Origin of the sequence: Posidoniimonas corsicana (genome assembly GCF_007859765.1) — a bacterium.
Lineage (GTDB): Bacteria > Planctomycetota > Planctomycetia > Pirellulales > Lacipirellulaceae > Posidoniimonas > Posidoniimonas corsicana.
Map to the genome: position 1 here is coordinate 68,167 of NZ_SIHJ01000007.1, position 13,143 is coordinate 81,309.

Here is a 13,143-nt window from a genome sequence, read left to right on the forward strand (position 1 = left end):
AAGGATGCTCTCGGACGAGACCTACTAGAATAACAGACCTACAGGCCCACGGCGCACGAAGTTGATCGTGGGGGCGACACAAGCAGGAAGCCTGCTGAGATCGCGCAGCAGAAAACGCTGGCCGGCGCGGGGCCGACCAGCGTTGCGATTCTTAGCTTAATCCTTCTCCACTAGCGGCGGCGACTACCGTCGGCTGGCCTGCTGGCCGCCGATGCCGCGGTCGACCTTGAACGAGTCGCCGTTCTCCGGCGAGACCTCAAACGCGACCAGGATCGTGCTGTCATGAACCTTCACCGGCACGCCCTCGGCAGTAATGGTGTCGCCCTTGGCGATGGACGCGGCCGCCTGTTTGGGCGAGCCGAGGTCGATCACGGCCGTCTGACCGTTGTCGGTCTTCACGTGGGCCAGCTTCCGATGCGAGTCATTGATGCTCACGGTCTGAAGCTTCTGCACCTTGCCAGAAACCTCGCTGGCGTCGGTCAGCTTGGCACGCTGCTGGCGGTCGTCAATCTTGGTGGTCTGACCGTTGTGCTGCAGCTTGCGGGCCAGCAGCACCTTGCCGCCGTCGCGGCTGCGGGCAGTGATGCCGTGGGCTGTGACGCGGTCGCCCTGCTGCAGGCTGACCCGTGAGCTGTCTGCCGCGCCCAGGTCGATCAGCACGCGGCCGTGCTGCGAGTCATTGACGAACGCCACCCGACGCTGCTCGCCGCGAACTTTAATCTGGCGGGTCGACTGCACTTCACCCTGCACGCGGGCAGACGCCTGCCCCGACTGGGTTTGATCGCCGCTCCGCTGGTTGCGGGTCATCTGACTGGAAGTGCGGTCGATCTTGGTCTTGTCACCGTCGATCGTCACGGACTGAGCTAACACCACCTTGCGGTCGCCGGCTTTGGCGGGCACGCCGTTCACCTTGAGTTGGTCGCCCTGCTCGATGGTGGCGTCAAGCTCGTCGGCCGGGCCCAGGTCGCACAGGCACTTCTTGCCGGCGTCGGTCTTGAGGATCACCATCATCCGCTCCTCGCCGCGAATGTTCGCCTTCTTCGTGTCGGCCACCTTCCCCTTGAGTGAGGTCGCGTCGCGGTTGACCTTCATCTTGGAGTCGCTGCTCTGCAGCTTGACCCAGTCGGCCATCACGACACGCTTCTCACCCACTTTGCACGCCGGGCCGGCACAGGCAATCTCGTCGCCCTCGGTCAGGTCGGCGTTCTGCATGTGCTGGGCGGGGCCCAGGTCCACGACCGCCTGGCGGCCGCCGTCAGTCCTGATCATGGCGACCAGGTGCTTGGCGTCGCTGACGCTGGCCTTCTTCGTTTTCTGCACGGTACCGGTCAGGCGCTGCTGACGGGAATCCTTAGCCTGCTGACCCTGGCGGGTCTGGCGCCCGTTCTGCTCGCCGGCGGGGTTGAGCGTGTAGAGCTCGCCGCCCTCGTAGACGCCATCGCCGTCCCAGTCGTAGCTGGTGAGCACGGCGTCGTAGTAGCCATCGTTGTCGTAGTCGGAGTAGATCGCCGCCGACTGGTAGATGCGGTCGTTGCTCAGGTCGTCGTAGGTGAAGAACTGACCATCGTAGTAGTCGTAGAACCAGTTGTCTTCGCTGTAGCGGTTGTCGTACCCGTAGCCGTTGTCACCGCGCGAAGCGTACGCGTCGTCTGCTTCGCGGTTGGCGTAGTCGTCGGTGTCCGACCAGCTCTCGTTCGTCGGGTGGAAGTCGTTGCCGTCAAACCACTCAGTGACGTCGTACCACGCGTCCTGCTCGTAATACGGCGAACTCTCGGTCCAGTGCTGGTCGTCACCGGCTGCCTGGCCGCGGTCGTTGGATGCGGCGTTAGCGGGCGACGCCATCGCGAGTGGCAGGAACCCCATGCTAGCGATCGCCATGCTCCTCCAGAGCGTAATCTTCATGCTTTGTTCTCCTTCGTTGAATCTTCTTGCGGGTGTGGGGCCGCCGAGAGGAAGACGCGTTGCAGCGCTGAGGGGCGGCCCGCTGCGAGTGAAGTTGCAGGATCAAAGGTGCGAAGAGCGCGCCAGTCGGCAGATTTTTGGCGAATCGGACGAGATTACCGCTGGGTAGGGCTCGCGGCCGGTTGGAGCCCCGACAGGTCGGCCGCCGCGCCGGCAGACCGTGGTGGAACGTGGCAGCGGCGCCGGCGGGTGGCATGCCGGCAGGGTGACGGGGACGCGCGCAGGCTGTTCGATCGTCGCGCGCCGCTATTCGATTGGCGCGCCGGTCAGCCGCTCGTAGATCTCGCGGAGCATCTTCTGCTCCAGCGGCTGGTCCCGGCCCAGCGGGATCCATGCGCCCGTGTCGCGTGTCTGGACGAGCTCGGCCCGCCGGTCGGTGGGCAGCGAGTTGTCGTAACGCACCGACGAATCGCCGGCTGACGCGTACTCGGGGCGGGGGACGTCCTCCAGCTCCTTGAACACCTGCGGCTCGACCGCCCAGCCGTTCGCGGTCGGCGTGACGCGGATGTAGCAGTGGCGGCGGATCGACTGCAGCGTGCTCTCCCAGCGGTTGTACGACCCCGCCACGTCCTTGCGGAATGGCTCGAAGATAGTCGCCCCGGCCCGCGGGGCGGTCTGCAGGTAGCCCTCGGTCAGCACGCCGTCGTTGAGCTGCACCGGCTGCTCGCGCGCGATCGGGAAATAGGAGCTCACCACGTCGGCCATCTGGTCCCATGCCAGCTCGCTGTTCACGACCCGGATCACCATTGGGTTGGGCAGGGCGTTCTCCACCACCGGCGCCGACGGCAACCCGAAGTCGGGGCTGATGGCGGCCGGGCCGTTGGGCAGCACGTCGAACCAGCCCGGCTCGTCGACGCGCGGCGGGGCGAGCGGCGCCATCGGCGCGGCAAACGATGGAGGCGGCGCCGACGGCGCTGCGGGGGCGGCCTGGCCGGGCATCACGTACGCCGCGCCCGGCTCCATGATCACATACTCGCCGCCGTACCCCGGCACGCAGACCGACGGGTCGAAGCACGGGTTGCACGGGTCGTAGCAGCCCTCGATGTAGCAGGGGCCCTCCGCGTACGGGGGGTAGCCGGCGGAGGTCTGTTCCGGCGGCGCAATCGTCTTGCCGGGCTGCAGGTCCCAGCGGTGGCAGCCCGCCGTAGCGATCAGGATGGCGAGAATAATTCGGCGCAACGCGGACGATTCCTATGGATTCACGGACGGCTGACCCGCGCAGGACGCGTGGGCAATCGCCGTCCGACCGCCCTTCGCGCGGCAGGGACGCCGCGTGAAGGCCTGTTCGGGAGCAGGGGGCGGCGGATGGTCCGGGATTCGACCCCGCGCAGCAAGGCCGATTTCGCCCGCCCGGGTCGGATAGGGGGCCTGGGTTGTTGAGAGCCCGGGAACTACCGCAGGCCGTCCGGCGTCAGAGTGGGTGAAGACCCCCAGGACCTTTTCAGAACCCCCTCGGTCGAGTTGATCGCCATGCCCGCCCGCCACCCGCTGTTTCCCCTGTTTGCCCTGCTTCTCTTCGTTCAGCTGGCGCCGGCGCAGGGCCTGCTGATCGACGAGCGTCACCACCACTGGCTGCCCCGGCCCGTGCCGCGCCCGACGCCGGAGCAGGGGAGCTACCGCGTGCGGACGATCGACGTCAACGCGACGCTCAAGGACCAGGTGGCCGAGGTGCAGGTTTCTCAGACTTTCAAGAACGACAGCAGCCGCCAGATGGAGGTCTCGTTCGTGTTCCCGCTGCCCTACGACGGCGCGGTGAGGGACCTCACGTTGCTGGTCGACGGCAAGGAGTTCCAGGGCAAGCTGCTGCCCGCCGACGAGGCCCGCGCCAAGTACGAGGCGATCGTCCGCAGCAACAAGGACCCGGCGCTGCTCGAGTGGCTGGGCACGGGCATGTACAAGACCAGCGTCTTCCCGGTGCCGCCGCAGGGCGAGCGGACCGTGACGCTCCGCTACTCGCAGTTCTGCCGCAATAGCCAGGGGCTGACCGACTTTCTGCTGCCGCTAAGCACCGCCAAGTACACCAGCAAGCCGCTGGAGAAGCTGAGTGTGCGGGTGGCGATCGCCTCCTCGGCGCCGATTGCCAGCGTCTACTCGCCCACGCACGACGTAAAGATCGAACGCTCTGACAAGGGGCACGCGGTGGTCAGCTACCAGGCGACCGACGAGCTGCCGGCCGCCGACCTCCGTGTGCTGTACGACACCGGCGGGTCCGGCGTGGGCGCAAGCGTCATCTCCTACCGGCCCGACTCCGGCGAGCCGGGCTACTTCGTGCTGCTCGCCAGCCCGGAGATCAAGTCGGAGGACCGCAAGCCGTTGCCCAAGAGCGTGCTGTTCGTAATGGACCGCTCCGGCAGCATGGCCGGCAAGAAGATGGATCAGGCCAAGGGAGCGCTGAAGTTTGTGCTCAACAACCTCAACGAGGACGACACCTTCAACATCGTCGCCTACGACAGCAACGTCGAGTCCTTCCGCCCGGAGCTGCAGCGCTACACCGACGAAACCCGCCGCGCGGCGATCGGCTTCGTCGACGGCCTGTACGCCGGCGGCAGCACCAACATCGACGGCGCGCTGAAGCGGGCGCTCGGCATGCTGCAGGACTCCGGCCGGCCGACCTACGTGCTGTTCTTGACCGACGGCCTGCCGACCTCGGGCCAGACCGGCGAGTCGGCCATTGTCGCGGCGAGCAAGTCGTCGAACAACGTCCGCGCCCGGGTGTTCCCGTTTGGGGTAGGGTACGACGTCAACAGCCGCCTGCTCGACCGCCTGGCGCGCGAGCACTTCGGCGCCACCGAGTACGTCCGCCCGGACGAGGACATCGAGGCCACCGTCAGCAAGCTGTACAACCGCATCGGGGCGCCGGTCATGACCGACGTGTCGGTCACCTTCGACGTCGAGGGCGCCCAGCCCGAGGACGGGCCGGTGGTCAATCGGCTGTACCCCCGCGGCGCGTTCGACCTGTTCGCCGGCGACCAGACCGTGATCGTGGGCCGCTACCGAAAGCCCGGCGCGGCCAAGGTGACGCTGAGCGGCGCCGTGCGGGGAGCGGAGCAGTCGCACGACTTCCCCGCCGAGTTGGTCGACAGCAGCAGCGACGACACCAACGCCTTCGTCGCCCGCCTGTGGGCCACCCGCCGGGTCGGTGAGATCATCGACGAGATTGATCTGAGCGGCAAGAACTCCGAGCTGATCAAAGAGCTGGTCGACCTGGCCACCCGCCACGGCATCGTCACGCAGTACACGTCGTTCCTGGCCGACGAGAACGCCAACCCGAACGCGGACGCCAGCAACCGGCGGCACGCCCTGGAGGCGACGGAGTCGCTGGCCGAGGCGGGCGGCGAGTTCGGCTTCAACCAGCGTGGCGCCAAGCAGCAGCTGCTCAACGCCCCAGCCGCTGGGCCGGCGCGGAGCAGCCGGTTCGGCGGCTTCGGGGGACGCGGCGGCGCGGCGGCCGACCTCGCCCCGGCGGAACTCTCCCGCCGGCAGCTGGGCCGCACCCGCGGCAACGCGTTCTACTACGACGCCCGTCAGGACAGCTCCCAGATGGCGGCCAACATCCGGCAGGTCGGCCGCAAGACTTTCTTCCTGCGGAACGGCAACTGGGTCGACTCGTCCGTGACCGAAGAGGAGGAGCAGAACGCCCAACACGTCGAGCGGTACGGCCGCGACTACTTCGACCTGGCCGCCAACAACGGCCGCCACGTGGTTCAGTACCTGGCGATCGAGGAGCCGGTGATCGTGAAGATCGGCGGGCGGGTGTACTCGTGGTGAGTGGATGCAGGGGGGCCGCTTGCCACGAGTAGATGACGAGAGGGGAGCTCGCGCGTCAGCGGCCCGACTCAAACCACCACAATTTCCAGATACAGAGCAGCCCAAACCAGACGGTGATATTGAGGAGTAACCCTGGGATAAAGTTGAAGGCGGGGTGGATTGTTGTTGGAACTATGCCGAGCACGTAGTGAGGGAACGTCAGGAAGGCGTACGTGTAACGGAGCGTCAGGGGGGCAAGGAACCGAAGGAACGGCGCGCCGACCAGTAGCGCCAGGTAGGACGCACTTCCAAAAAGGACGCTGTGCAGCAGTACTGACAGGCTGTCTTGCAAGGGCGGTGTAGGCGCCGGCGGATGGTCCGAAGGCCTGCTCACGCCAGCACCTCACGCACCACCCGCGCCGGCTCCACGCCGGTCAGCTTCAGGTCGAGCCCCTGGTGCTTGACCGTCAGGCGGTTGTGGTCGACGCCCAGCAGCGCGAGCATCGTGGCGTGCAGGTCGCGGACGTGCACGGGGTTCTCGGTCGCGTGGTAGCCGAGGTCGTCGGTGGCGCCGTAGCTGACGCCCGGCTTCACGCCGCCGCCGGCCAGCCACATGGTGAAGCCCTTGATGTGGTGGTCGCGGCCGATGCCCTCGCTCTTGCGCTGCACCATCGGCGTGCGGCCGAATTCGCCCCCCCAGATGACGAGCGTGTCGTCCAGCAGGCCCCGCTGCTTGAGGTCATCGACCAGGGCCCAGCAGGCGCGGTCGGTCGAGCCGGCGCTGGTGGTCATGTGCTTCAGCAGCCCGCCGTGGTGGTCCCACCCCTTGTGGTAGAGCTGGATGAACCGCACGCCGCGCTCCGCCAGCCGGCGGGCCAGCAAGCAGTTCGAGGCGAAGCTGCCGTCGCCCGGCGTGGCGCCGTACTTCTGCAGGATGCTGGCCGGCTCGTCCGAGCAGTCGGCCAATGCGGGCACCGAGGCCTGCATCCGGAACGCCAGCTCGTAGGCGGCAATGCGCGAGTCGATCGCCGGGTTGGCTGTCTGCCGGTTGCGGTGCGCGTCCAGGCGGGTGATCTGGTCGATCAGCCTTCGCTGCGACGCGCGGTCCACGCCCGGCGGGTTGCCCACGTAGTGCACCACGTCGCCGGTGGCGTTGAGCGGCACGCCCTGATAACGCCCCGGCAGGAAGCCGGCCGACCACTGCCGCGAGCTGATGGGCTGTGGGCTGCGGCCCGAGTGGCTCATCAGCACAACAAAGCCGGGCAGGTTGTCGCACTCGCTCCCCAGCCCGTAGTTGATCCACGACCCCATCGACGGCCGGCCGCTGATCGCCGATCCCGTGTTCATGAACGTGTGGGCCGGGTCGTGGTTGATCTGCTCGGTGACCATCGACTTGATCACGGCGATATCGTCGGCCAGCTTGGCGGTGTGCGGGAAGAAGTCGCTGACCTCCAGGCCGCACTCGCCGTAGCGGCGGAACCGGGTCATCGCGCCCTGGGCGGTCAGCTCGGCGCCCTGTAGCTGCGCGATCGGCTGCCCGGCGGTGACCGACTCGGGAATCGGCTGGCCGCTGATCTCAGTGAGGCGGGGCTTGTTGTCGAACGACTCCAGGTGCGACGGCCCGCCCGCCATGCACAGGAAGATCACCCGCTTCGCCTTCGGTGCAAAGTGCGGCAGCGCCGGCAGCCCGCCCAGACGCGACGCGCCGGACGCCTGGGTCTCGCGGGCCAGCATCCCCGCGAGCGCAACCGACCCCAGCCCGACGCCCGAGTCGCGGAGGAAGGTTCTTCGGTTGAGGAGGTTGGCTAGCATGAATGCTGGTAGGCGATGGTTGCTAATTCCGAGTGGTGGCTTCGCCCAGGTTCAACGCCAGGCGGCACGCGAAGGTCCAGGCGGCCAGCTCTGCTTGGTCGGCGTGTGATGGGCGGTCGTGCAGGCCGACGCCGAGCAGCTTAGCGGCCTCGTCGGTGTGGTCGGCGTAGTGGTGGTGCTGCGCGCTTACGAGCGATAGCACCGCCTGGCGTTCTAGGTCGTCTGCTGGCCGTGAGACCGCGCGGCGGAAGATCTCATCGACCCGCGCGTCGGGCGTCGCGTGGGCGGCGACCACCTCGGCCGCCATCACCCGGGCGGCCTCGACAAAGGTCGGGTCGTTGAGCAGGGTGAGCGTCGCGAGCGGCGTGTTGGAACGGGCCCGGCGGGCGGTGCACTCCTCGCGGGTGGGGGCGTCAAACGCCTTGAGCATTGGGTGCAGGAACTGCCGCTGCCAGTGCACGTACACGCCCCGCCGCCACTGGTTGTTGTCCTTGTCGGCGTGGTACCGGCGGGTGGGGAAGTTGAGGTGCTGGTAGTAGTCGACCGGCTGATACGGCCGAACGCTCGGCCCGCCGAGTTCATGGACCAGCAGGCCGCTGGCGTCGAGCGCGGCGTCGCGGATCATCTCGGCCGGCAGCCGGAACCGTCCCTGCCGCGCGAGCAGCGCGTTGCCCGGGTCGCGTTCGAGCAGCTCATCCGGCGCGACCGACGACTGCCGGTACGCCTGGCTCGTCACGATCTGCTTCATCAGGTGCTTGACGTCCCACCCGGAGCGGACGAACTCCACCGCCAGGTTGTCGAGCAGCTTCGGGTGCGTGGGTGGGCGGCCCTGGCCGCCGAAGTCATCCTGCACCGGCGCCAGACCCTCGCCCCACAGCAGGGCCCAGTAGCGGTTGGCCATCACCCGCGCGGTCAGCAGGCCGGCGCCGTCGTCGGCGTCGACCAGCCAGCGGGCCAGGTCGAGCCGCGTGGCCTGGCCGTCCCCGGCCGTCCAGCCGAGCGCAGCCGGCGCCGCCGGCCGTACGACCGGGCCGGATTCGTCCTGCCAGTCCCCCCGCGGCAGCACCCGCACCTCGCGCGGCGCGGTTGCGGCGGCGATCGGCATGCTGACGGTCTGGGCGAGGCGTTCATGCTTAGCGGTCAACTCGTCGACCGGCTCGCCGGCCGACTCGATCTCCGCGATCAACAGCTCAAGCTCCGCGAGCCGCTGCCGCTGGTAGACGCTCTGCACGGGCAGCTCCGGCGCGCGGAGCGTCGGGTTGCGGTTGTTGGCCGCCGCGTACTGGTCGCGGAGGTGCTCCTCATCGTCGATGTCGGCGAAGAACGCGCCGAGTGCGTAGAACTCGTCAATCGATAGCGGGTCGAACTTGTGGTCGTGGCACTGGCTGCAGCCCATGGTGGCCGCCATCCAGACCTGCGACACGTTCCGCACGCGGTCAGCCAGGTAGATCGCACGGTACTCCTTCAGCTGCACGCCCCCCTCGTGCGAGGTCTGCAGCAGCCGGTTGTAGCCCGACGCGATACGGTCATCTGTGTCGGCGTCGGGCAGTAGGTCGCCGGCGAGCTGCTCGACCGTGAAGTCGGAGAACGGCTTGTTGGAGTTCAGGGAGTGGATCACGTAGTCGCGGTACGGCCACACGGTCTGCTCCTGGTCGCCGTGGTAGCCAACCGTGTCGGCGTAGCGGACGAGGTCGAGCCAGTGGATCGCCATTCGTTCGCCGAACCGCGGCGACGCGAGGAACCGGTCGACCATCCGCTCGTAGGCGCCGTCCGACGGGTCGGCGGCGAACGCGTCCACGACCGCCTGCGCCGGCGGCAGCCCGGTTAGGTCGAACGCCAGCCGGCGGGCGAGCGTCACCGGGTCGGCAGGCGGCGCCGGCGTGAGGCCTTCGCGGCGGAGGCGATCCAGCACAAAGTTGTCGATCCAGTTCGCGGAGGTGGCGCCGTGGTCAAGCGTCGGCGGCTCCGTCCACCTCGGCGGCACGTACGCCCACGGCGGCGAGTAGGGAGCGCCCGCGGCGATCCATTCGCGCAGCGTCTGCTTCTCGGTCGGGGTGAGTTCCTTGTGAGAGTCGGGCGGCGGCATCATCAGGTGCGGGTCGCCCGATTCGATGCGGGCGAGCACCTCGCTCTTCGCAGGGGCCGCGTGGTCGATGGCCCGCCGACCCCTGAGGTCGGCCTTGGCCGCCTCTTCGATGTCGAGCCGCAGGCCGGCCGCACGGTGCGCCGAATCCGGCCCGTGGCACGCGAAGCATTTGTCGGAAAGGATCGGCCGGACCTGGCGGTTGAAGTCCCAGTCCGCCCACACCGGGTGCGCGAACAGCACGCAGGCCAACGTTGTGAGCAGGGGCTTCAGCACGGCGGACGAGGGCAGGGACGGTGGGCGAGAAGGTCCATCCATTGTACCCATCCGCCGCGGCCATTGAACGCCCGCCGCGGGCGGTTGGCGCCCTGGATCGAGCCAACCTTGCTGCTGCCAGCGGCGGCCACTACGATTGCAGGCTTGTCACGCAACCACTACAGCGAGCAACAGGATGCAGGCAGTCGACCCGGGCGAGGGCCCCAAGTGGAAACCGCTGGAGCGGAACGAGCGCCGTGTGCTGGGCGTGCTGGTCGAGAAAGCTAAGACCACGCCGTCCGCCTACCCGCTGACGCTCAACGCGCTGCGCACCGGCAGCAACCAGAAGAGCAACCGCTTCCCGTCGATGGAGCTCGAGGAGCACCACATCGAGGACGCGGTGGAGAGCCTGCAGAAGCAGGGCGCCGTGACCCGCCTGCAGGGCGACGGCCGCACCGAGAAGTTCCGCCACCACGCGTACGAGTGGCTGGGCGTGGACAAGGTCGAGCTGGCCGTGATGGCCGAGCTGCTGCTGCGCGGCGCCCAGACGCTCGGCGAGCTCCGCGCCCGCGCGTCCCGCATGGAGCCGATCAAGACCCAGGGCGACCTGCAGCCCATCGTCAATGCGCTGGTCGAGCGTGGTCTGATGGTCTACCTCACCCCTCCCGGCCGCGGCGCCGTGGTGACCCACAACCTGTACCAGCCGCAGGAGCTGGAGAAGGTGCAGCGCGAGCACGGCGGCGGCCTGCCGTCGCAGCCTGTCGTGCAGCCGGCGCCGCCAACGCCGCCGCCCACTTCTGTGCGGCCCAACGAGGCGCCCTCCGCCGCGCCGGAGGTGATGCAGCCCGGCTTCCGCGAGGACCCGCCGGCGCCGGCGCCGCGGACGGCGGACGATTCGGACCTGCGGGACCAGATCGAGCAGCTCCGCGGCGAGCTCGCCGAGCTCCGCGAGGAGTACAAGTCGGAGGTCGCGGACCTGCGTTCCGAACTCGAGGACGTGCTGCGGCAACTCACCGGCTGACCACACCGCGGCCGTTCAGCGCCGCATCGTGCGGCCGCCGGCCCCGTGCTATGATGGGGCTTTGGCCGGGCGCTGCCTCGGCTGAACGCCGCAGCCGACCCCACCCACCACGCCCGCAGCGCCGATGGCGGAACTCGCCGAGCGAATCCGACGCCACTTCCTGTGGCTGCTGCTGCCGACCTACCTGGTCGCGTACCTGCGGCCCGGACCCGGCGTCTACGCGGCCGGGCTGAGTTGGGACGAGGGCCTGCCCGCGGCGGCGGCCATCCGGCTGCCCATGCTGCTGGTGGCCGTGCTGCTGCTGAACGCGGCGCTGGAGGTCAACCTCGAGGAGCTGCGCGGCGTGCTCCGCCGTCCGCGCGACATGCTGATCTCGCTGACCGCGGTGTGGTGCGCGCCGGCGGTCGTGGTGGTGATCGCCAGTCTGCTGTTCACCCTGTCCGGCGCGCCGAACGGGGGCGGGGGGCTGCTGCTGGGGATGATCCTGGTGGCCGCGATGCCGGTGGCCAACTCGTCGGCCGGCTGGACGCAGCAGTCGGGCGGCGCGCTCGGCTGGGCGCTGGCGCTGGTGGTGCTGTCGATCGTGCTCAGTTCGGTCGTCACGCCTGCCATGATCCGGCTGCTGGGGATGTCGCTCTCCGCGGCCGAGGTCGACAGCGTCGACGAGGTGATCGGCAAGTTCTCCGGCGTGACGTTCATCGTCTGGGTGCTCGCGCCAACCTTGCTGGGCCTGTCGGTCCGCCGGTTCGCCGGCGAGGACCGCGTGCGGCCGCTCCGCCCGCTGCTGCACCTGAGCACGTCGGTTTCGATTCTGGGGCTCAATTACCTGAACGGATCGCTGGTGCTGCCCGAGGTGTTCCCCCATGGCGAGGGCAACGGCGACCAGCCCGGCGTGGCGCTGATCGTCGCGGCGGTGTGCGGCGCCGCGGCCATCTGCCTGGCCGGGCTGCTGGCCGCGCAGCTGCTGACCCACTGGCTCCGCTGCGACGACCGCGACCGCCTGGCGCTCAAGTTCGCGCTGTCGATGAAGCACACCGGCCTCGCGCTCGGCCTGGCCACCACCGTGCTGGCCGGCTACAAGGACGCGGGCCTGATGATCATCCTCACCACGCCGATCCAGCACCTGATCGCGGGGATCGTGAGCAAGCGGTACGGCCTGGAAGCGGAAGTGTGAGCCGCCTCCAGGAGACGCGGGGGCCCTGGCTGCCTTTTCCCGCCCGGGTCGGCTATGCTCGCAGCCGACTACTTGACTCAAACCGACACGCACGCCGTAGCGAATCGATGTCCGAACTTGCGAGTGAAAAACTACTAGCCGCCCAGGCCGCCGTTAAGCAGCTGGCCGACGGCATGATTGTGGGCCTCGGCAGCGGCTCGACTTCCGCGCTCGCGATCCGTGAGATCGGCGCCGCGGTCGAGCAGGGTCTGGACATTATCGGCATCCCGACCTCGGTCGCGTCGGAGGAGCTGGCGCGCGAACTCGGCATCCCGCTCACCACGCTCGACGAGTACCCGGTGCTCGACACCACGATCGACGGCGCCGACCGCTTCAACGACCAGCTGGAGCTGATCAAGGGCGGCGGCGGCGCGCTGCTGAGGGAGAAGATTGTCGCGGCCGCGTCCAAACGGTTTGTGGTGATCGCCGACTCGACCAAGCACGCCAATCCGCTCGGCGGCTTCCCGATCCCGGTCGAGGTGATCCCGTTCGGCGTGCAAACCGTGCTGCACCGCCTGGAAGAGCTGAAGCTCAACCCGGTGGTCCGCCAGACCGACGCCGGCGCCCCCTACATCACCGACGAGAACAACCTGATCGTCGACCTGCGGGTCGATACGGTCGCCGACCCAAAACAGCTCGCCGAACAGCTCGTCATCCCCGGCGTGGTCGAGCACGGCCTGTTCATCGGCCTGGCCGACGAGGTGCTGATGGGCGTGGGGGGGGATGTGCAGCGGTTTGTGAAGGCGTAGGGTGCATGAAATGCATCGCTCGGAGGTTCGCGGCGCATTTCGAGCTCCCTACGGGCTCGGGTCGATCGTAGACCGACCGACTTTTGTCCCCTTTGGCGCTATCGATCCTTAGGGACAAAAGTAGCTCTGTAGAAATCTTATCGTTGCTAGCTAAACTGTAGGTAGTGTTGTTTCCGTACGGTGTGGGTGCGAACGACGAAGTCTCCCATCGCGTTGCTGCTTGCCGCCCACGAGCTGGGTCGTCGGACGGTGCGTCGTTACTGGCATCACCGTGCCCCGAAGAAGTTCACGCTCCCTCAGC

At 68.3% G+C, this 13,143-nt stretch carries 8 protein-coding genes; 4 read left to right on the top strand and 4 right to left on the bottom strand.

Annotated elements, in window-relative coordinates:
- Positions 1–183 precede the first annotated feature (183 nt).
- Together KOR34_RS25445 and KOR34_RS25450 are read right to left on the bottom strand one after the other, a co-directional pair.
- The gene (locus KOR34_RS25445; RefSeq protein WP_146568963.1) at positions 184–1,902 is read right to left on the bottom strand and encodes a hypothetical protein; all 1,719 of its coding nucleotides are present in this window, start codon (positions 1,900–1,902) and stop codon (positions 184–186) included.
- Between the two features lie 306 nt (positions 1,903–2,208).
- Complete coding sequence (locus tag KOR34_RS25450) at positions 2,209–3,141, bottom strand: hypothetical protein (RefSeq protein WP_146568964.1); 933 nt, start codon at positions 3,139–3,141, stop codon at positions 2,209–2,211.
- Between the two features lie 291 nt (positions 3,142–3,432).
- Here KOR34_RS25450 and KOR34_RS25455 point away from each other — a divergent pair, with 291 nt between their 5' ends.
- Positions 3,433–5,730: a VIT domain-containing protein gene (locus KOR34_RS25455; RefSeq protein WP_146568965.1), complete on the top strand. Its 2,298-nt coding sequence runs from the start codon at positions 3,433–3,435 to the stop codon at positions 5,728–5,730.
- A gap of 369 nt (positions 5,731–6,099) precedes the next feature.
- Here KOR34_RS25455 and KOR34_RS25460 read toward each other — a convergent pair whose 3' ends face one another.
- Together KOR34_RS25460 and KOR34_RS25465 are read right to left on the bottom strand one after the other, a co-directional pair.
- Entirely contained in the window at positions 6,100–7,521 is a 1,422-nt protein-coding gene (locus KOR34_RS25460) for a DUF1501 domain-containing protein (RefSeq protein ID WP_146568966.1), read from the bottom strand.
- 22 nt (positions 7,522–7,543) lie between these two features.
- Complete coding sequence (locus KOR34_RS25465) at positions 7,544–9,880, bottom strand: PSD1 and planctomycete cytochrome C domain-containing protein (protein WP_197531744.1); 2,337 nt, start codon at positions 9,878–9,880, stop codon at positions 7,544–7,546.
- Positions 9,881–10,055: 175 nt separating this feature from the next.
- Between KOR34_RS25465 and KOR34_RS25470 the strand changes: the two genes are divergently transcribed.
- From KOR34_RS25470 to rpiA, 3 genes are all read left to right on the top strand, one after another.
- Entirely contained in the window at positions 10,056–10,880 is an 825-nt protein-coding gene (locus tag KOR34_RS25470; protein ID WP_146568968.1) for a DUF480 domain-containing protein, read from the top strand.
- A gap of 124 nt (positions 10,881–11,004) precedes the next feature.
- Complete coding sequence (locus KOR34_RS25475) at positions 11,005–12,054, top strand: bile acid:sodium symporter family protein (RefSeq protein ID WP_146568969.1); 1,050 nt, start codon at positions 11,005–11,007, stop codon at positions 12,052–12,054.
- A gap of 107 nt (positions 12,055–12,161) precedes the next feature.
- On the top strand, positions 12,162–12,842 hold the full coding sequence (rpiA, locus tag KOR34_RS25480; protein ID WP_146568970.1) for a ribose-5-phosphate isomerase RpiA: 681 nt from the start codon (positions 12,162–12,164) through the stop codon (positions 12,840–12,842).
- Positions 12,843–13,143: the final 301 nt, after the last annotated feature.